The organism is Oerskovia gallyi (assembly GCF_014836745.1).
GTDB classification, from domain to species: domain Bacteria; phylum Actinomycetota; class Actinomycetes; order Actinomycetales; family Cellulomonadaceae; genus Oerskovia; species Oerskovia paurometabola.
This window is the reverse complement of sequence record NZ_JACSQE010000001.1, coordinates 180,282-198,994: the sequence shown is the minus strand read 5'-3', so window position 1 is coordinate 198,994 and position 18,713 is coordinate 180,282. Positions and strand designations below refer to the sequence as shown.

Below are 18,713 nucleotides of genomic sequence, written 5' to 3'. Positions count from 1 at the left end.
CCCCCCCCCCCCCCCCCCCCCCCCCCCGCCTCTGCTCGTCCTCCCCCGGTGCCGCTACGCGCCGGCGCTGCTGTGCGCGTCGGCCGCGCGCATCGCGCGCCGCCCCGAGGGGACGAGTACCGCGATCGCGATCACCAGGAACATGAGCGCGCCCGAGACGATCAGGAGCGACTCGACCGAGTACCGGTCCGCGAGCGGCCCGAAGATCAGCATCCCGAGGGGCATCGCGAGCGCCATCACGATGCCGACGAACCCGAAGACACGCCCCTGCCGGTCGGGTTCGACCGTCTCCTGCAGGACCGTCATCGAGGTCGTGGCGAACGCGGGCACGGCGACGCCGAGGAGGAACATGAACGTGAAGAAGACCCACATGTTCGTCGAGAGCCCCAGCCCGACGGAGAGCACGCCGAACACGAACGTCGCGCCCACGATCATCGCGACGCGGTTCTTGAGCCCACCCCACGTCGCGAGCAGCACGCCGCCGACGATCGCCCCGAACGAGAACGCGAGCTCGTTGGCCGTGAGCTTCCAGACCTCCTCGCCGAACGTGCGCACCACCATGAGCGGCGTGAGGTAGGACGGGGCCACGATCAGCAGGAACACGACCGCGTACAGGCCCAGGACCCAGCGCACGAAGGTGTGGCCGCGCAGGTAGCGCAGGCCGCCCACGAGGTCGTCGAAGTACCCGACCTTCTCACCGGCCGCGACGTCGGCGCGCAGCACCTTGGTCACGGGGATCAGGGCCAGGAGGCCGATCCCGATCACGGCCGTGACGACGTCGACGAAGAAGATCGCGACGATCGAGGCGCTCGCGTAGACGCCCGCCGCGACCGCGGGGGCCAGCAGCGTCATGGCCGACTGGATCGACCCGTTGATCCCGTTGACCCGCATGAGCTTGCTCACCGGGACGAGCTGCGGCAGGAGCGAGGACACCGCGGGCATCTGGATCCCCGCGCCGACCGAACGGATCGCGAGCGCCGCGTAGACGAGCCACAGGTCGTCGGTGCCCGAGAGCATGAGCAGCGCGAGCGCGAGGGTGGTCACGGCGATCGAGGCGTCGGCCGCGATGATCAGGACCTTGCGGTTGAGCCGGTCGGCCCAGACCCCGCCGAAGATCGACACGACCGCCTGCGGCAGGAATCCGAAGACCGTCGCGAGCGCCAGCACGGACCCGGACTTCGTCTCGAGGGTCAGGTGCCACATGATCGCGTACTGCACGAGCATCGACCCGAACAGCGAGACGGTCTGGCCGCCCAGGAAGATCGTCGCGTCGCGTCGCCAGCGCGGCTTGTCCGCCTCGTCGTCCGCCGGGGTCGCTCCGGCCCGGGCTGCGGGGTCGACGGGGTCGACGGGGCCATGGTCGGCGGCTGCGGGGTCGGCGGACTCACGGGGGTGGTAGGGCGTGGCGTCGGCGCCTGTCGAGGCATCCTCTGCGGTCGGGTCGGACACGGTGTTCGGCTCGGGATGGCTCACCCGTCCATGGTGCGGGGCGGGGGGTTGCACGTCCAGGAATTTCCACCGGTGATCGATCGCGCCGGGGGCACCGCGGGTGCGCGTCACGAGCGCGGGGTCCACGTGGTGGGCACCCGGGCGACGCACTGTCCTGGGACTCGCCCGGATGGCAGGGTGGGACCGTGACGATCCCGACCGAACCCACGCCTCCCCGCGACGCAGCCGACACCCCGCACGCACCGCGCCACCTCCAGCCCGGGGACGGGTGGGTCGAGTGCACGTGCGGCAGGCGGCACTGGGGGCTCGCGGGCGCCGCGGGGCTGCTCGTCGCCCGCCGGGACGAGGACGGCCGCGTGAGCCACGTGCTCCTCCAGCACCGGGCTCCCTGGAGCGACCAGGGCGGCACGTGGGGCGTGCCCGGCGGCGCGATCCATCCCGACGAGACGCCCGAGCAGGGCGCGCTGCGCGAGGCGCACGAGGAGGCGGGCGTCGATCCCGCGCTCGTGACGATCGTGGGCGACCGGGTCCTGGACCACGGGACCTGGCGGTACACGACCGTCCTCGCGGAGGTCGTGCCCGGCGCGCACCTCGAAGCCCGCGCGACCGATGCGGAGAGCCTGGAGATCGCGTGGGTCGCGGTCGGTGACGTCCTCTCGCTCCCGTTGCTGGAGGCGTTCCGGGACGCGTGGCCCGAGCTCGTGGGGCGCTTCGCCGAGGTCACCTGACCAGGGCGTCGCCGGAGCGGAGCCCGTCGCCGGAAGTCCTCCGGATGCACGCACGGCCCGTGACCGCCCGCTGTGCGGGTGGTCACGGGCCGTGCGGTGGCGCGGTCTCTACGGGGAGCCGGTCCCGGACGCCTCCGCCCCGCGTCCGGACTGCGCACGTTCCTTCACGGGGCCGTGCGGGACGAGCTTGAGCCCCACGACCGCGGCGATGATGCCCGCGATGAAGACGACCTTGCCGACCGAGGCGGACTCGTCACCGGTGAGGATCGCGTAGGACACGGTCAGGGCCGCGCCGATCCCGACCCACACCGCGTACGCGGTGCCGATCGGGATGTGCTTGACGGCCCAGCCGAGCCCGCCCATGCTGACGGCGAGCGCGACGAAGAAGACGATCGACGGGACGAGCTGCGAGAACCCGTCGGACTTGCCGAGGGCCGTGGCCCAGACGGCCTCGAACACGGCGCTGACGAGAAGGACGATCCACGGCATGTCAGCTCACCACCTTGAGGCCGACCACGGACCCGACGAGCAGGACCAGGAGGAGCCCGCGCAGCCAGGTGAAGGTCTCGGAACCGGTGATGAAGCCCCAGACGACCGTGAGCGTCGCCCCGATGCCGACCCAGACCGCGTACGCGGTGCCGGTGGGCAGGGAGGTCATCGCCCAGGCGAGACCGACCATGCTCAGCGTCAGGGAGACGAGGAAGACGATCGTCGGTCGTCTGCGCGTGAAGTTCTCGGATGCGGACAGCGCCGTCGCCCAGACGGCCTCCAGCATCCCGGAGAGGACGAGGACAACCCAAGCCATGACAAGTAACCCCTCTGAGTCAGTCTTGTCCGTGCGGGTACTGCTCCCTCGTCCGCGCGTCCCTCGTCGGAGGAACTTGGTACCAGCGTACCGACATCGTGTCGCCTTGGCCAGGGATCGGCCGTGGGGCGCCCCCGGCTTCACACGATCCACCCCGTCGCTCCCGACCGGCCTCACCTTCGACCGCGACGCCCCCGCCAGGATCGTCGGATGTCGACCGCCTTCGAGCTCTCCCCTCCCGACGACTACCTGATGCGCCTCGCCGCCTCCGACCTGGGCCGGGGCTACAAGGCTCTCGCCACGGCCCAGCTCGACCTGCACGACGGCCTCGACGTGCTCGACCTGGGCTGCGGCCCGGGTGCCGACCTGCTCGCGTACGCGAAGGCGGTCGGGCCGACCGGGAGCGTCCTCGGGCTCGACCACGACGCCGACGCCGTGGCCCGGGCCCGCGAGCGGGTCGGCGGCCTGACCACGGTCCGGGTCGAGGAGGCGGACGTCCACCGCCTCGACCTCGCCGACGGCAGCGTCGACCGCGCGCACACCGACAGGGTGCTCCAGCACGTGGCGGATCCCGGGCTCGTCCTCGCGGAGACGTTCCGGGTCCTTCGCCCCGGCGGTCGCGCGGTGCTCGCGGAGCCGGACTGGGGCACGCTCGTCGTCGACGGCCCCGACGCCGCGACGAGCGACGCCTACGGACGCTTCGTCGTCGAGCAGGTCGTCCGCAACGGCAGGATCGGGCGCCGGCTCACCGGCGTCGCCGAACGGACGGGCTTCACGGTCGAGCGCGTCGTCCCCGTGACCGCCGTCTTACGCGACGTCCGCGAGGCGGACAGGGTCCTGGGCCTGGCACGGGTCGCCCGCCGAGCCGTCGAGGCGGGATACCTGCGCGAGCGTGCGGGGGCACGCTGGACCGAGCACCTCGCGACGCAGCCGTTCTTCGCGTCGGTGACCCTCTTCGTGGTCGTGGTCGACCGCCCGCCGGCCTAGCCCCTCGCGCCCCTCGCGCCCCTGGGGCGCGGCGCACCAGCGCCGCGCCCGATGGTCGCCCGACCCGACGCGGCGCCGCCGTGTGGGGCGAGTCACGCGGACGCGGGTTCGCGCACCCCGACGACAGGAGTACTGTTCTCGCGGAGGAAGGCAAGCCTTACCAAACTAGGACGCGAGTCCCAAGTCGGCCGGGCCCCACCGCTGCGACCACCGGCCGCCACGGCCTCCGGCTCCCGGGCTTCCCCGCCCCGCGACCCGTCGAAGGACTCCCGTGTTCGCCAACTTCCTCATCGGCCTGCGTGAAGGTCTCGAGGCCGCGCTCGTCGTCAGCATCCTCGTCGCCTACCTGGTCAAGACCGGACGGCGCGACCTGCTCCCCTTCCTCTGGCTCGGCGTCGGCATCGCCGTGGTCGTCTCGATCGGCTTCGGCGCAGCCCTGACCTACGGGCCGCAAGGGCTGACGTTCGAGGCCCAGGAGGCCATCGGCGGGACGCTGTCGATCCTCGCGGTCGGCCTCATCACCTGGATGATCTTCTGGATGGGCAGGACCGCCCGGCACCTCAAGGCCGATCTCCAGCACAAGCTCGACGACGCCGTCGCCGCCGGGAGGTGGGCCGTCGTCGTCATGGCGCTCCTCGCCGTCGGGCGCGAGGGCCTCGAGACCGCCCTGTTCCTCTGGGCCGGCGCCCAGGCCACGGGCACCACGACCAAGCCGCTGCTCGGCGCGGTGCTGGGGCTCGCCGTCGCCGTCGTGCTCGGCTGGGCCGTCTACAAGGGTGCCGTGAGGCTCAACCTGCGCGTCTTCTTCGCCTGGACCGGCGTGTTCCTGATCGTCGTCGCCGCCGGGGTGCTCGCCTACGGCGTGCACGACCTCCAGGAGGCCGGCATCCTGCCCGGGCTGCACAACCTGGCGTTCGACGTCAGCGCGCAGATCCCGCCCTCGAGCTGGTACGGCACGGTCCTCAAGGGCGTCTTCAACTTCTCCCCCGCGACCACCTGGCTCGAGCTCGCCGCCTGGTGGCTCTACCTCGTCCCCACGCTGTCCTTCTTCGTCCGGACCGTCTGGTTCAGCGCGCCTCGCAGCAGTGCCCCCGCGCAGGCCAGCACCCCGGCACCTGCCATCACGACTCCCGGAGGAAACCGATGACCCGCTCACGGGCCACCCGCGTCGCAGCGCCGCTGCTCGCTGCCGCACTGCTCGTCCCCGTCCTGGCCGCCTGCACGCCCAACGACCCGGCCCCCGACGGCGCGAGCGGCTCCGCGGCCGGCTCCGCGAAGCTCACGGTCGACTCGTCGGCGGACGCGTGCACGCTCTCGGCCGCAGAGGCCCCCTCGGGCAACATCGTCTTCACCGTGACCAACACGGGCGACGACGTGACCGAGTTCTACCTGCTCGCCGAGGACGGCCTGCGCATCGTGTCCGAGGTCGAGAACATCGGCCCCGGCATCAGCCGCGACCTGGTGCTCACAGCCAAGCCCGGGCAGTACGTCACCGCGTGCAAGCCCGGCATGATCGGCGACGGCATCCGCTCCGACTTCACCGTGACCGACTCGGGCGCGGACGTCGAACCCACGGGCGCGGTCGCCGACCAGATCGCCCTGGCCTCGACCAACTACGTCGCGTACGTCAAGGACCAGACCGAGCAGCTCCTCGAGGGCACCCAGGAGTTCGTGACCGCGTACGAGGCGGGCGACGACGAGGCCGCCAAGGCTCTCTACGCCCCGGTGCGCGTCCACTGGGAGCGCATCGAGCCCGTGGCCGAGTCGTTCGGCGACCTCGACCCCAAGATGGACCTGCGCGAGGCCGACCTCGAAGAGGGCCAGGAGTGGACCGGCTGGCACCTGCTCGAGAAGGACCTGTGGCAGCCCGCGCCCGACGCCAACGGCGGCGAGACCTACGTGGCGCTGACGCCCGAGCAGCGCGCGCAGTACGCCGACCAGCTCCTCGCCGACACCCAGGAGCTCTTCGACCGCACGCACGAGGCGTCGTTCGCGCACGGCATCGACGCGCCCGCGATCGGCAACGGCGCCAAGGGCCTGCTCGACGAGGTCGCGACGGGCAAGGTCACGGGCGAGGAGGAGATCTGGTCGCACACCGACCTGTGGGACTTCCAGGCCAACGTCGACGGCGCCAAGGTCGCCTACGACGGTCTGCGCGACGTGGTCTCGGCCAAGGACGAGAAGCTCGCCACGACGCTCGACGAGCGATTCCAGGCCCTTCAGGGCTTGCTCGACGAGCAGCGGCAGGGCGACGGGTTCGTGCTCTACACCGACCTCACGCCCGAACAGGTCAAGGCCCTCTCGCAGGCCGTGGACTCGCTGAGCGAGCCGCTCTCGCAGCTCACCGCCGCCGTGGTGCTCTGAGGACCGACGCGACATGACGACAGTGCCCGACCAGCCCGACCAGCCCGACTCCCGTCCCTCCTCGCCCGGCGCCCCGGCGGGACCTGCCGAACCCGCGCACGAGGCGCGCCGCATCTCGCGGCGCGCGCTCCTGGGGATGGCCGGCGTCGGGCTGGCCGGGGCGGGGCTCGCCGGCGGCTTCGCGGCCGGGAACGCCGCGGCCCGCACCGCGGCGCCCAGCGCGGGCCCCGCCGAGGGGGACGGCGCGTTCGCCTTCGCGGGCGAGCACCAGGCCGGGATCACGACCCCGGTCCAGGACAGCCTGCACTTCGCGACCTGGGACGTCACGACCCAGGACCGCGACGAGGTGGTCGCGCTGCTGCGCGCCTGGACGCTCGCGGCCTCGCGCATGACGCAGGGCCTGCCCGCCGGGGAGTTCGGGCCCATGTCGGGTCCGTACGACGCGCCGCCGGACGACACGGGCGAGGCCGAGGGGCTGCCGGCCTCCGGGCTCACGATCACGTTCGGGTTCGGCCCGTCGTTCTTCACGGCCGCCGACGGGTCGGCCCGCTTCGGCCTCGACGGGCGCAGGCCCGACCTCCTCGCGGACCTGCCGCACTTCCCGGGCGACATGCTGGAGGACGCGCGCTGCGGCGGTGACCTCGCGGTCCAGGCGTGCGCGAACGACCCGCAGGTCGCGGTCCACGCGATCCGCAACCTCGCGCGCATCGCGTTCGGGACGGCGTCGGTGCGGTGGAGCCAGCTCGGCTACGGGCGCACGTCGTCGACCACGACGACCCAGCCCACGCCCCGGAACCTGTTCGGCTTCAAGGACGGCACGGCCAACATCACGTCCGAGGAGTCGGCGGCGATCGAGGAGCACGTGTGGGTCGCCCCGGGCGACGGGGCCGACGGAGCCGACTGGCTGGCGGGCGGCTCGTACCTGGTCGCGCGCCGCATCCGCATGACGATCGAGACGTGGGACAGGGCTCCCCTGCGCGAGCAGGAGACCATCGTGGGCCGCACCAAGGGCTCGGGGGCTCCGCTGTCCGGCGGCGAGGAGCGGACCGAGCCCGACTTCGAGGCGGCGGGCCGCGGCGGCACCCCGCTCATCGACCCGGCCTCGCACGTGCGCCTCGCGCACCCCACGAGCAACGGCGGGGCGCGCATGCTGCGCCGTGGCTACAACTACACCGACGGCTCGGACGGGCTGGGCAGGCTCGACGCGGGGCTGTTCTTCCTCGCGTACGTGCGCGACCCGGCCACGCAGTACGTGCCCCTGCAGAACGCGCTCGCCAAGCACGACCTCATGAGCGAGTACCTGCGGCACACGGGGTCGGGGATCTGGGCCGTGCCGCGCGGGGTCGCCGAGGGCGCCACGCTGGGCGGGGCCCAGGGCGCGTTCGTCGGTCAGGACCTGTTCTCCTGAGCCGTCCGCCGCGCCCGGGCACCACGGGCGCGGCCCGCTCACTCCCTGACCCGGCCCGCCCCCTGCACGGCCGGGCGGACCAGCTCGCCGTACGCCTGGAGCGTCTCGTCGTTCGCGTCGTGCTGGAGGTAGAGCGCGAACTGGTCGACGCCGAGGGCCTTGAGCTCGAGCAGCCGCTCGACGTGCCGCGCGGGCGGCCCGATCAGGCAGAACCGGTCCAGGATCTCGTCGCTCACGAACGCGGTGTGCGTGTTCCCCGCACGACCGTGCTCGTTGTAGTCGTAGTCGACGCGCCCGGCCACGAAGTCGGTCAGGGCGCGGGGTATGCTCGGCCCGCCGCCACCCAGCCCTGTGCCCGTGCCGTCCCCCGCCCCGTAGCGAGCGACGATCTCCGCGACGTGGTTGCCGACCATGCCGCCGAACCAGCGGCACTGGTCGTAGGCGTGGGCGAGCGACCGCCCGCCCGCGCTCCCACCCGTGCCCGACGGCGCCTCGTCCGTCACGTACGCGGGTGCGGCCACGCAGATGGTCACCTCGGCCGGGTCGCGGCCGGCCCGCTCGGCCGCCTGGCGCACCGCGTCGATCGACCAGGCCACGATGTCGGGGTCGGCGAGCTGGAGGATGAAGCCGTCCCCGACCTCGCCCGCGAGCGCCAGCGCACGCGGGCCGTAGGCCGCGACCCACACGGGGGTGCGGCTGTCGGGGGCCCACGGCAGGTGCAGGGTCGTGCCGTGGTACTCGACCGACTGCCCGCCGGCGAGCCCCCGGATGGTCGTGACCGCTGCCCGCAGCTCGGCCAGGGTCACGGGCTTGCCGTTGGTCACCCGGACCGCGGAGTCCCCGCGACCGATCCCGCAGACGGTGCGGTTGCCGAACATGTCGTTGAGGGTCGCGAAGAGCGAGGCGGTCACGGTCACGTCCCGCGTCGCGGGGTTGGTGACCATGGGCCCGACGGTCACGCGGTGGGTCGCGGACAGGATCTGGGAGTAGATGACGAACGGCTCCTGCCACAGCAGGTGGGAGTCGAACGTCCACACGTGGCTGAACCCGTGGAGCTCTGCGCGCCGCGCGAGGTCGACCACGCGCCAGGCGGGCGGGTTGGTCTGCAGGACGACGCCCAGGTCGAGGCGCTCGGCGGTGCCTGCTGCGGTCATGGCTGGTTCCCGCCCGTCATCGCAGGTAGGCCGAGGTGCTGCGGCGCAGGTACCGACCGTGCCCGGGGTGCCCGTGGTACTGGCCGCCGGTGATCAGGACCTCACCGCGCGAGATCACGACGTCGACGTGCCCGTCGATCTCGAAGCCCTCCCACGCGGAGTGGTCCATGTTCATGTGGTGGGTCTTGCCGTTGCCGTCCGAGGGGTAGCCGATCGAGGTGTGCCCGGCGGGGTCGTAGACCACCACGTCGGCGTCGGCTCCCGGGGCGAGCACGCCCTTGCGGTCGCCGAGGCCGAACATGCGTGCCGGCGTCGTGCAGCACAGCTCGACCCAGCGTTCGAGCGAGATCCGCCCGTCGACGACGCCCTGGTACACGAGGTCGAGGCGGTGCTCGACGCCGCCGATCCCGTTGGGGATCTTCGAGAAGTCGCCGAGCCCGAGCTCCTTCTGCTCCTTGAAGCAGAACGGGCAGTGGTCGGTGCTCACGACCGACAGGTCGCCCGTGCGCAGGTAGCGCCACAGCTCTTCCTGGTGCTCCTCGGCCCGCGAGCGCAGCGGGGTCGAGCACACCCACTTGGCCCCCTCGAACCCGGGCGCCCCGAGCTGTTCCTCGAGCGAGAGGTACAGGTACTGGGGGCACGTCTCGCCGAACACGTTCCACCCGTCGTCGCGGGCCCGCGCGAGCGTGGCCACGGCCTGCTTGGCCGACATGTGCACCACGTAGAGCGGGGCGCCCGCGAGGCGCGCGAGCATGATCGCGCGGTGCGTGGCCTCCTCCTCGGTCTCCCACGGGCGCGTGGTGCCGTGGAAGTACGGGGCCGTGTCGCCGCGGTCGAGGGCCTGACGCACGAGGACGTCGATCGCGATGCCGTTCTCGGCGTGCATCATGACGAGCGACCCGTTGGTCGCGGCCTTCTGCATGGCTCGCAGGATCTGCCCGTCGTCGCTGTAGAACACCCCGGGGTAGGCCATGAAGAGCTTGAAGCTCGTGATGCCCTCGGCCACGAGCTCGTCCATGGCCTTGAGCGAGTCGTCGTCGACCCCGCCGAGGATCTGGTGGAAGCCGTAGTCGACGGCGCAGTTCCCCTCGGCCTTGGCGAACCAGGCGGCGAGCGAGTCCTGGACCCGCTCCCCGGTGCGCTGGACCGCGAAGTCGACGATCGTCGTCGTGCCTCCCCAGGCCGCGGCGCGCGTCCCCGTCTCGAACGTGTCCGAGGCGGCCGTGCCGCCGAACGGCAGCTCCATGTGGGTGTGCGGGTCGACAGCGCCCGGGATGACGTACTTGCCGGTCGCGTCGATCACGGTCTGCGCGACCGAGGCGAGGTCCACGCCGAGCGACGTGTCGCCCGGTCGTAGCAGCGCGGCGACCTGCTCGCCGTCGAGCAGGACGTCGACCCGCGAGCGCCCCGTGGGCCCGACGACGGTGCCACCCGTGATGAGGGTCAGTGCCATGGCGTGCGTCCTCTCGTTCGTCGGTCGGTGCGGGGTGCGGCGCTGTGGGGCCGGCGGGGCCGCTCGTGGGACGGCGTCAGGGCGCGGTCAGCGGGCCGTACGCGTCGGGCCGACGGTCGCGGTAGAACTGCCACCGGTTGCGGACCTCGGTCAGCAGGTCGAGGTCGAGGTCGCGCACCACGAGCTCCTCCTCGTAGGCGTCGGCCGGCTCCCCCACCAAGGCCCCCTCGGGGCCGACGAAGTAGCTCGTGCCGTAGAAGTCGTTCGACCCCAGCTCCTCGAAGCCGACCCGGTTGATGGCTCCGACGAAGTACTCGTTGGCCACGGCCGCCGCGGGCTGCTCGAGCCGCCACAGGTAGTTGGACAGGCCGCGGCTCGTGGCGCTCGGGTTGAGGACGATGGTCGCCCCCGCGAGCCCCAGCGCTCGCCACCCCTCGGGGAAGTGCCGGTCGTAGCAGATGTAGACCCCGATCCGCCCGACCGCGGTGTCGAAGACCGGGTAGCCGAGGTTCCCGGGGCGGAAGTAGAACTTCTCCCAGAACCCGGGCAGGTGCGGGATGTGGGTCTTGCGGTACTTGCCGAGGTAGCGGCCGTCGGCGTCGATCACGGCCGCGGTGTTGTAGAGGATCCCGGGCTGCTCGAGCTCGTACACGGGCAGCACGACCACGATGCCCAGCTCCCGGGCGAGGGCCGCGAAGCGTTCGGTCGTCGGGCCCGGGACGGACTCGGCGTAGGAGTAGAACGCGGCGTCCTCGACCTGGGGGAAGTAGGGCGCGTTGAACACCTCCTGGAAGCAGATGACCTTCGCCCCCTGGTCCGCGGCGAGGCGCAGCTGCGTCTCGTGGGCCGCGACCATGGACTCCTGGTCGCCGGTCCAGCGGACCTGGGTGAGGGCGGCACGCACGATCATGGGGTCTCCTCGGGTGGGGGCTGGGCAGGACGCGGGCGGTGACCGTTGTGCTCGGCCGACGGCGCCGACGACACGGCGCGTCGCCGGTGCTGAGCCGGCTCGACGACGTACCGGTCGGCGACGTCGAGCGCCGCGTCGACGACGTCGAGGCCGTGCTCGAGGTCCTCGACCGACGTGACGAGGGGCGGGGCGAGGTGCAGGCGGTTGACCTGCGGAAAGGGCCAGACGCCGCCCGAGGTCACCGCGGCGACGACCTCGGCCATGGGGGCGTTCTGCTCGGGCGTGCCCTGGAACGGCACGAGGCGTTCGCGCGTGACCTGGTCGCGGACGAGCTCGATCGCCCAGAGAAACCCGAGGCCACGGACCTCGCCCACGCTGGGGTGCCGGGCGGCCATGTCGCGCAGCCGGTCGCCCAGGACCCGCTCACCCAGCGACCGGACCCGGTCGAGGATGCCCATCTCCTCGAACACGTGGATGCTCGCGACGCCGGGCGCGCACGCGAGCGGGTGGCCCGAGTAGGTCAGCCCGCCGGGGAACGGGGTGCGGTCGAAGCTCGCGGCGACGGGCTCGGACACGATCACCCCGCCGAGCGGGACGTAGCCCGAGTTGACGCCCTTGGCGAAGACCACGAGGTCCGGCACCACGTCCCAGTGGTCCACGGCGAACCACTCGCCCACGCGCCCGAAGCCCACCATGACCTCGTCCGCGACGTACAGGATGCCGTGCTCGTCGCACAGCTCGCGGACGCCGGCGAGGTAGCCGTCGGGGGGCACGAGCACGCCGTTGGTCCCGACCACGGTCTCGAGCAGGATCGCGGCGATCGTCGCGGGCCCTTCGAGCTCGACGACCTCGCGCAGGTGGCGCAGCGCCGCGACGCACTCGTCGGCGTCGGTCGCGGCCCCGAACGCCGACCGGTAGGTGAACGGCCCGAAGAAGTGCCGCACCCCCGGGTCCACCTCGTTGGGCCAGCGCCGCGGGTCGCCCGTCGCGGTCACGGCCGTACCGGTGTTGCCGTGGTAGGAGCGGTAGGCGGCGAGGACCTTCTGCCGACCCGTGTGACGCCGGGCGAGGCGCACGGCGTTCTCGACGGCGTCGGCGCCCCCGTTCGTGAAGAACACCCGGTTCAGCCCGCCGTCGGCGCCGCCCGGTGCACGCTCGACGATCAGGCGCGCGAGCTCGCTGCGCACCGGGTTCGCGAACGAGGGCGCGACGGTCGCGAGGCGTCCGGCCTGCGCCTGGATCGCGCCCACGAGCGCGGGGTGCTGGTGGCCCAGGTTGAGGTTGATGAGCTGCGAGGCGAAGTCGAGGTAGCGCGTGCCCTGCTCGTCCCAGAACCAGGCCCCCTCCCCGCCTGCGATCGTCACGGGGCTGATCAGCTCCTGCGCGGACCACGAGTAGAAGACGTGGGCGTCGTCGCGCCCGGCCCGCCCGGTCCGTCTCGTCGCGTCGCTCATCTCGCCCCGCCCCTCACCGCGTCCGCGGAAAGCCCAGGTCGATGCTGCTGGTCGCGGGGTCCGGCCACCGCGACGTCACGACCTTGGTCCGGGTCGCGAAGTGGATGCCCTCGGGCCCGTACATGTGCGAGTCCCCGAACAGCGAGCCCTTCCAGCCGCCGAACGAGTAGTAGCCGACGGGTACCGGGATGGGGACGTTGACCCCGATCATCCCGGCCTGCGCCTCGACCTCGAAGCGTCGGGCCGCTCCCCCGTCTCGCGTGAAGATCGCCGCGCCGTTGCCGTACGGGTTCTCGTTGACGAGCCGCAGGGCGTCGTCGAACGTCTCGGCGCGCACGACCGAGAGCACGGGCCCGAAGATCTCCTCGCGGTACACCGTGTGCTCGGGTCGCACGTGGTCCACGAGGCTGGGTCGCAGGAAGAACCCGCCGCTCGTGTCCTGCCCGTCCGGCCCCGGCCCGACGGGCGGCCCGTCCCGCCCGTCCAGGACCAGGACCGCCCCCTCCTCGACCGCGCTGCCCACGCGCGCCGCGACCCGGTCCCGGTGCTCGGCCGTGATGAGCGGCCCCATCTGGGAGGCGGGGTCGTTCCCCGGCCCGACGACAAGCCCCGCCACGCGCGTCCGGATCGCCTCGACGAGGGCGTCGGCGACGTCGCCCACCGCGACCACGACCGAGATCGCCATGCACCGCTCGCCCGCGGACCCGTACCCCGCCGAGACCGCAGCGTCCGCCGCGGCGTCGAGCTCGGCGTCGGGCAGGACGACCAGGTGGTTCTTCGCCCCGCCCAGCGCCTGGACCCGCTTGCCGTGGCGCGTGCCCGTCTCGTAGACGTGGCGGGCGACGGGCGTGGAGCCGACGAAGCTGATCGCGGCGACGTCGGGGTGCTCCAGGAGCCGGTCGACCGCGACCCGGTCGCCCTGCACCACGTTGACGACGCCGTCGGGCAGACCCGCCTCGGCCAGGAGGCGCACGACGAGCAACGAGACCGACGGGTCGCGCTCGCTCGGCTTGAGGACGAACGTGTTGCCGCACGCGATGGCCGTCGGGATCATCCACAGCGGCACCATGGCCGGGAAGTTGAAGGGCGTGATGCCGACCATGACGCCCAGCGGCTGCTTGACCTCGTGCACGTCCACGCCCGTGGAGACCTGCTGGCTGAAGCCCCCCTTGAGCAGGTGCGGGATCCCGGCCGCGAACTCCACGTTCTCGAGCGCCCGCGCCACCTCCCCCTCGGCGTCGGACACGACCTTGCCGTGCTCGGCCGAGACCAGGTGGGCGATCTCGTCCCGGTGCCCGCGCAGCAGCTCGTGGAACGCGAACAGGATCTCGACGCGCCGCGACAGGCCCGTCCGGGACCAGCCCGGGAAAGCCGCGACCGCCGCTGCGACGGCCGCGTCCACGTCGGCCGGCGAGGCGAGGGCCACGCGCCCCGTGACGCGTCCCGTCGCCGGGTCGTGGACGGTTCCGTACCGTTGCGCCTCGTCCACGCGGCGGCCACCGACGACGTGTCCGATCACCCCTGGGGTCTGCTCGGGGGTGCTGCTCGTCATGCTGGCCTCCCTCCCGGGTACGGCACGCAGGGCGGCGGCCCGGGTCGTCGACGACTGAGTCTCAGTGTGGCACGAGGACGCCATTCGTGTGAGGTCGATCACACCGCTCGGGGTCTGCCCGGGTGAAGCGTGCTGGAGCGCCGCGCCGCCGTGCGTGCCGCTGTCGTCGCGCCACCGGGCCCGGGTACGGTCGGGCCGTGACCGACGAGCACCGCACGAGCAGCCACGACCCGGGCGACGGCCGAGCCCCGACAGGGCCTCTCCCTCCCGGACCGGACCCCGCTCCCGCACGGCCGATGACCCGCGCCGAGCGACGCGCTGCCGAGCAGGCCGCCCTGGAGCGCCAGGCGGGCACGTCGTGGCGCTCACCGACCCCCACCGGCGCGCTGCCCACCGCACGCCCGGCGACAGCGGCGCTGCCCACCACGACCGGTGCCACGGCCTGGGAACGGGTCGAGGTGTCGGCCGAGCCGTCACCGCCGCCCTCGGCCTGGCGCGAGCGCGCAGCACGCTTCGCCCCGACCCTTGCACCGGCACCGGCACCGGCACCGGGCACCGACGCGCCAGCAGTCCAGGCAGCCCCGGCCGGACCCGACGCACCGTCCCCGACGAGGCCCGTCGGGGCCTCTCGCGAGGTCGAGGACCCTTCTGAGGGAGCCTCGTCGCACACCCAGCCGACGCTCACCCTGACGGGGCCCCCGCCCAGCACCGAGGGCAGCGTCCCCACCGCCGCAGTCAGCTCCTCGACGCCGTTCCCGACCCGTCGCCAGATCTCCCACGCGGCCCGGCACGTGACGCGCCTCGGGCGCGGAAACGCAGCCCGCCTCCTCCTGCTCACCGTGGTCACGGCGATCGCGGTCGAGATGATCCGGGCGAGCGGCCCGCTGCTGGACCGCGCCTTCGCCTCCGGCGTGACCATCGCGGCCGGGACGGCCCTGATCACCTACGCGGCTCCCGCGCTCGCCGTGACGATCATCGCCGCGCGGCTGCCGATCTCGGGGCGGGTCACGCTCGGAGCGGTCCTCGCCCTGGTCGGTTGGCGGCTGGGTCTGCAGGGGCTCGGGGTCGCCGGCGGCGCGGACGGCGTGCTCGGGTCGGCCCGCTACGGGCTGGGGCTCGGGGGCACCGCGCTCGCGGTCGCCACGCTCGTCATCGTGGCCGCGTTCGTGAGCGGTGTCCGTCCGGTCCCCGCCGACGACTCCCCCGAGCGGGTCGCGGGTGCCTGGACACCGCTCGCGAACGGCCGGATGGTCGCGCTGGGCGTCTCGCTGGGGGTGCTGGGCGCCGCGGGGGTGAGCCTGCTCCACGGGACGTGGGACGCGTACTGGCGCACGGGGCTGCTCTCCTGGGTGGCTCCCCTCGCGCTCGGCGGCATGGCGGTCGTCTCGGCGTGGCTGCTGCGCCGCGACACCGCCGCCCCCGGGGCCCGCGGGTTCTGGGTGCTCGGTCCGTACCTGGCACTGGGTGTCCTGGTGTTCGGCAACCCGGCCTTCATCGCCTCCCAGACGGGCCTCCCGCTGTCGGTGGCCGCGGGTGCCGTCGCGACGATGGCCCTCATGGTCGGGTTGACCACCGTTCGAGGCACGGCTCGGTCGAGCCGCCCCGGGGGCAACGCCCTCCTGTCGGCACTGGGACGGTGCGCCGACCTCGTGGCCCTCCTCGCCTTCGCCCTCGTGGTCTTCGCGCTGCCCGGCCGGACCGAGGTGCTCGACGGCCTGCTCTCCTGGGCGCTCCTGGTGTGCATCGTCGGCCTCGCCGTCGCCGCGACCGACGCCGTGGTGCACGCCCTCACCCGCCCCGCCCAGGACATCGGCTGGTTGCGACTGGCCGGGGCGAGCACCGCCGTCGGGCTGGGGCTCATCCTCCCGCTCCTGGTCTACCAGCTCGACTACGACGTCCCGCTGCCCGTGCCCAACGCCGTCGTGCCGGTCCTGGTCGCGCTCGCGATCGGGGCCGCGGGTCTGCGCCGCACCCGCCCCCTGCCGCAGGCCGCCGCGGGCACCGCAGCGGCAGCGCGCGTCGCTCCGCCGAGCGTGCGGGTCGCCCTGCCCGTCGTCGCCGCGGTCGCCGTGCTGGCCGCGGGCGGCGCTGCCGTGCAGCTCGTCGACCTGCCGACGGGCACGTCGGGCAGCCCGACGGCTGGCGCCGAGCCGGGACTCGTCGTCCTCGACTGGAACCTGCACTACGGCGTCAGCGCGACGCCGTCGGTCGAGCTCGACGACGTCGCCGCGACCATCCGTGACTCGGGCGCCCAGGTCGTGACGCTCCAGGAGGTCTCGCGCGGCTGGGTGCTGGGCGGCGGCGTCGACATGGCGAGCTACCTCGCGCGCGCGACCGACATGGAGGTCGCCTTCGTCGGGGCCGCCGACCGCCAGTTCGGGAACGCGATCCTGTGGGACCCGGCGGCGGTCACCGTGGCCGACGTCTCCCGGGTCGCGCTCCCGTTCGGTGCGGGCCCTCAGCACCGCTCGGCGATCTCGGCGACCGTGGCCCCGCGGGCAGGGACGGAGACCGCGTGGGCCGGCGGTGTGCGCGTGACCTCGGTGCACCTGCAGCACCGCGAGCAGAGCACGCCGACCCGGCTCGACCAGCTCGACGCACTGTTCGCCGCCGAACCGGTCGACGGGACGTACCTGCTCGCGGGGGACTTCAACGCCGAGCCGGACTGGGAGGAGATCACCCTCGTCGAGGCGCAGGGCCTGGTCAGCGGGCAGGACACGGCGGGCAACCCCGACGACCTCACGTCGCCGGCCGACGCACCGCGCCACCGCATCGACTGGATGTTCGGGTCGGGCATGACCTTCGAGCGCTTCAGGGTCCTGGACGACGTCTCGTCCGACCACCGCCCGCTCGTGACCGTGGTGCGACCCGGGCAGGAGCCGGAGCCCGCCCCGGCCGGGTAGCGGGCGGCAACGCTCGACGCCGCTGCCCGTGCCGGCCGGGCGCCGTCGGCCCCGCTGGCCGCCGCTGCCCGCGCCTCAGTCCTCGCGGTGGTGCAGCATGCGCGCGACCTCGGCGATCGACCCGGACAGCGACGGGTAGACCGTGAAGGCCTCCGCGACGTCGTCGACCGTGAGGCGGTGCGCGACCGCGAGAGTGATGGGGAAGATGAGCTCGCTCGCGCGCGGGGCCACGACGACGCCGCCCAGGACGACGCTCGCCTCGGGGTGCGCGAACAGCTTGACGAACCCGTCGCGCATGCCGAGCATCTTGGCGCGCGGGTTGCGGGCCAGCGGGAGCGTCGTGGTCACGTACCTCGACCCCTGCTCCTTGAGCTTCTCCTCGCTGTACCCGACCGTCGCGATCTCGGGGGCCGTGAAGATGTTCGCGGCGACCGTGCGCAGCTTGATGGGGCTCACGGCGTCGCCCAGGGCGTGCGACATGGCCACGCGGCCCTGCATCGCCGCGACCGAGGCGAGCGGCAGGATGCCCGTGCAGTCACCGGCCGCGTAGATGCCGCGCACCGAGGTGCGGGAGACCTTGTCGACCTGCACGTGGCCGCTCGGGGTCAGCCGCACGCCGGCCTCCTCGAGGCCGATGCCCGCGGTCGAGGGGATGGACCCGACGGCCAGCAGCACGTGCGAGCCCTTGACCACGCGACCGTCGGCGAGCGTGACCTCGACGCCCTCGTCGGTGCGCACGGCGGCCTCGGCGCGCGTGCGCGACATGACCGTCATGCCGCGCGAGCGGAAGACGCCCTCGATGAGCTCGGCCGCGTCGGCGTCCTCGCCCGGCAGCACGCGGTCGCGGCTCGAGACGAGCACGACGTCGGAGCCCAGCGCGTTGTAGGCGCCCGCGAACTCGGCGCCCGTGACGCCCGAGCCCACGACGATCAGGCGCTCGGGGAGCTCCTTGAGGTTGTAGAGCTGGGTCCACGTGAGGATGCGCTCCCCGTCGGGGATCGCGGTCGGCAGGACGCGGGGGGTCGCGCCGAGCGCGAGCAGGATCACGTCGGCGTCGACCGGGACCTCGGCCCCGTCCTCCTGGAGCGTGACGTGCACGCGGGACGGGCCCTCGAGGCGCCCCTGCCCGATCAGGACGCGCACGCCCTCGCGCTCGAGGCGGGCGTGGATGTCGGCGGACTGCGCGGCCGCGAGCGCCATGACGCGGGTGTTGACGGCGTCGAGGTCGACCATGTGGCGGCGCATCGCGGGGTGCGCGGCCTTGACCGTGTCGACGGGGAGGCGGATACCGAGGTCGGCGGCACGGTCGGCGATCGTCATCCAGTCGGCCGTCGCGATGAGGGTCTTGGACGGCACCACGTCGGTGAGCACGGCGGCGCCGCCCAACCCCTGGCGCTCGACGACGGTGACGTCGGCACCGAGCCGACGGGCGACGAGCGCCGCCTCGTAGCCTCCGGGTCCACCGCCCAGGATCACGATGCGGGTGGCCTGCAGGTCGGGGTTCTCGTTCGTCACGGGTGCCATTCTGTCAGCATCCGAGGTGCGT

General features: G+C 73.3%; 15 protein-coding genes and 1 riboswitch. Of the genes, 6 read left to right on the top strand and 9 right to left on the bottom strand.

Going from position 1 to position 18,713, the window contains the following annotated elements; translation table 11 throughout:
• Positions 1 to 54 precede the first annotated feature (54 nt).
• Positions 55 to 1,473 carry an MFS transporter gene (locus tag H9640_RS00840; protein ID WP_318243581.1) on the bottom strand — a complete coding sequence of 473 codons (1,419 nt, stop codon included), beginning with the start codon at positions 1,471 to 1,473 and terminating at the stop codon, positions 55 to 57.
• A gap of 161 nt (positions 1,474 to 1,634) precedes the next feature.
• Here H9640_RS00840 and H9640_RS00835 point away from each other — a divergent pair, with 161 nt between their 5' ends.
• Positions 1,635 to 2,177, top strand: coding sequence for an NUDIX hydrolase (locus H9640_RS00835; protein WP_318243580.1), 543 nt, complete (start codon positions 1,635 to 1,637; stop codon positions 2,175 to 2,177).
• Between the two features lie 108 nt (positions 2,178 to 2,285).
• On the opposite strand, the gene H9640_RS00830 is transcribed toward H9640_RS00835, so the two are convergent.
• A complete protein-coding gene (locus H9640_RS00830) occupies positions 2,286 to 2,666 on the bottom strand; it encodes a DMT family transporter (RefSeq protein WP_191788856.1) in 381 nt (126 codons plus the stop codon).
• 1 nt (position 2,667) lies between these two features.
• Entirely contained in the window at positions 2,668 to 2,982 is a 315-nt protein-coding gene (locus tag H9640_RS00825) for a DMT family transporter (RefSeq protein ID WP_191788855.1), read from the bottom strand.
• Between the two features lie 13 nt (positions 2,983 to 2,995).
• Positions 2,996 to 3,063: riboswitch (guanidine-III (ykkC-III) riboswitch) on the bottom strand.
• A gap of 129 nt (positions 3,064 to 3,192) precedes the next feature.
• Between H9640_RS00825 and H9640_RS00820 the strand changes: the two genes are divergently transcribed.
• The 4 genes from H9640_RS00820 (at position 3,193) to efeB (ending at position 7,741) form a co-directional block, all read left to right on the top strand.
• Positions 3,193 to 3,969 (top strand): methyltransferase domain-containing protein, encoded by a 777-nt coding sequence (locus tag H9640_RS00820; RefSeq protein ID WP_191788854.1) that lies wholly within the window; start codon positions 3,193 to 3,195, stop codon positions 3,967 to 3,969.
• Between the two features lie 271 nt (positions 3,970 to 4,240).
• Positions 4,241 to 5,116 (top strand): iron uptake transporter permease EfeU, encoded by an 876-nt coding sequence (gene efeU, locus H9640_RS00815; protein WP_191788853.1) that lies wholly within the window; start codon positions 4,241 to 4,243, stop codon positions 5,114 to 5,116.
• Complete coding sequence (gene efeO, locus H9640_RS00810) at positions 5,113 to 6,333, top strand: iron uptake system protein EfeO (protein WP_191788852.1); 1,221 nt, start codon at positions 5,113 to 5,115, stop codon at positions 6,331 to 6,333. The genes efeU and efeO overlap by 4 nt, the downstream gene beginning before the upstream one ends.
• Positions 6,334 to 6,346: 13 nt before the next feature.
• Positions 6,347 to 7,741, top strand: a complete 1,395-nt coding sequence (gene efeB / locus H9640_RS00805; RefSeq protein WP_191788851.1) for an iron uptake transporter deferrochelatase/peroxidase subunit — start codon at positions 6,347 to 6,349, stop codon at positions 7,739 to 7,741.
• Positions 7,742 to 7,779: 38 nt separating this feature from the next.
• Here efeB and H9640_RS00800 read toward each other — a convergent pair whose 3' ends face one another.
• From H9640_RS00800 to H9640_RS00780, 5 genes are all read right to left on the bottom strand, one after another.
• Entirely contained in the window at positions 7,780 to 8,895 is a 1,116-nt protein-coding gene (locus H9640_RS00800; RefSeq protein ID WP_191788850.1) for a TIGR03842 family LLM class F420-dependent oxidoreductase, read from the bottom strand.
• Positions 8,896 to 8,911: 16 nt separating this feature from the next.
• The gene (hydA, locus tag H9640_RS00795; RefSeq protein WP_191788849.1) at positions 8,912 to 10,348 is read right to left on the bottom strand and encodes a dihydropyrimidinase; all 1,437 of its coding nucleotides are present in this window, start codon (positions 10,346 to 10,348) and stop codon (positions 8,912 to 8,914) included.
• A gap of 76 nt (positions 10,349 to 10,424) precedes the next feature.
• Entirely contained in the window at positions 10,425 to 11,258 is an 834-nt protein-coding gene (locus H9640_RS00790; protein ID WP_191788848.1) for a nitrilase-related carbon-nitrogen hydrolase, read from the bottom strand.
• Positions 11,255 to 12,712: an aspartate aminotransferase family protein gene (locus H9640_RS00785; RefSeq protein ID WP_191788847.1), complete on the bottom strand. Its 1,458-nt coding sequence runs from the start codon at positions 12,710 to 12,712 to the stop codon at positions 11,255 to 11,257. The genes H9640_RS00790 and H9640_RS00785 overlap by 4 nt, the downstream gene beginning before the upstream one ends.
• A 13-nt stretch (positions 12,713 to 12,725) precedes the next feature.
• The gene (locus tag H9640_RS00780) at positions 12,726 to 14,264 is read right to left on the bottom strand and encodes a CoA-acylating methylmalonate-semialdehyde dehydrogenase (RefSeq protein WP_191788846.1); all 1,539 of its coding nucleotides are present in this window, start codon (positions 14,262 to 14,264) and stop codon (positions 12,726 to 12,728) included.
• A 197-nt stretch (positions 14,265 to 14,461) separates the two neighbouring features.
• Here H9640_RS00780 and H9640_RS19510 point away from each other — a divergent pair, with 197 nt between their 5' ends.
• The gene (locus tag H9640_RS19510; protein ID WP_191788845.1) at positions 14,462 to 17,167 is read left to right on the top strand and encodes an endonuclease/exonuclease/phosphatase family protein; all 2,706 of its coding nucleotides are present in this window, start codon (positions 14,462 to 14,464) and stop codon (positions 17,165 to 17,167) included.
• A 75-nt stretch (positions 17,168 to 17,242) separates the two neighbouring features.
• Here the strand turns inward: H9640_RS19510 and H9640_RS00770 are convergent, their stop codons facing one another.
• Positions 17,243 to 18,691: an NAD(P)H-quinone dehydrogenase gene (locus H9640_RS00770; protein ID WP_191788844.1), complete on the bottom strand. Its 1,449-nt coding sequence runs from the start codon at positions 18,689 to 18,691 to the stop codon at positions 17,243 to 17,245.
• Positions 18,692 to 18,713: the final 22 nt, after the last annotated feature.

Bases quoted from the DNA above. Each gene is read 5' to 3' on its own strand.
- H9640_RS00830 (WP_191788856.1), bottom strand. From the start codon at position 2,666: ATGCCGTGGATCGTCCTTCTCGTCAGCGCCGTGTTCGAGGCCGTCTGG.
- H9640_RS00825 (WP_191788855.1), bottom strand. From the start codon at position 2,982: ATGGCTTGGGTTGTCCTCGTCCTCTCCGGGATGCTGGAGGCCGTCTGG.
- H9640_RS00820 (WP_191788854.1), top strand. From the start codon at position 3,193: ATGTCGACCGCCTTCGAGCTCTCCCCTCCCGACGACTACCTGATGCGC.
- efeO (WP_191788852.1), top strand. From the start codon at position 5,113: ATGACCCGCTCACGGGCCACCCGCGTCGCAGCGCCGCTGCTCGCTGCC.
- efeB (WP_191788851.1), top strand. From the start codon at position 6,347: ATGACGACAGTGCCCGACCAGCCCGACCAGCCCGACTCCCGTCCCTCC.
- H9640_RS00800 (WP_191788850.1), bottom strand. From the start codon at position 8,895: ATGACCGCAGCAGGCACCGCCGAGCGCCTCGACCTGGGCGTCGTCCTG.
- hydA (WP_191788849.1), bottom strand. From the start codon at position 10,348: ATGGCACTGACCCTCATCACGGGTGGCACCGTCGTCGGGCCCACGGGG.
- H9640_RS00790 (WP_191788848.1), bottom strand. From the start codon at position 11,258: ATGATCGTGCGTGCCGCCCTCACCCAGGTCCGCTGGACCGGCGACCAG.
- H9640_RS00785 (WP_191788847.1), bottom strand. From the start codon at position 12,712: ATGAGCGACGCGACGAGACGGACCGGGCGGGCCGGGCGCGACGACGCC.
- H9640_RS00780 (WP_191788846.1), bottom strand. From the start codon at position 14,264: ATGACGAGCAGCACCCCCGAGCAGACCCCAGGGGTGATCGGACACGTC.
- H9640_RS00770 (WP_191788844.1), bottom strand. From the start codon at position 18,691: ATGGCACCCGTGACGAACGAGAACCCCGACCTGCAGGCCACCCGCATC.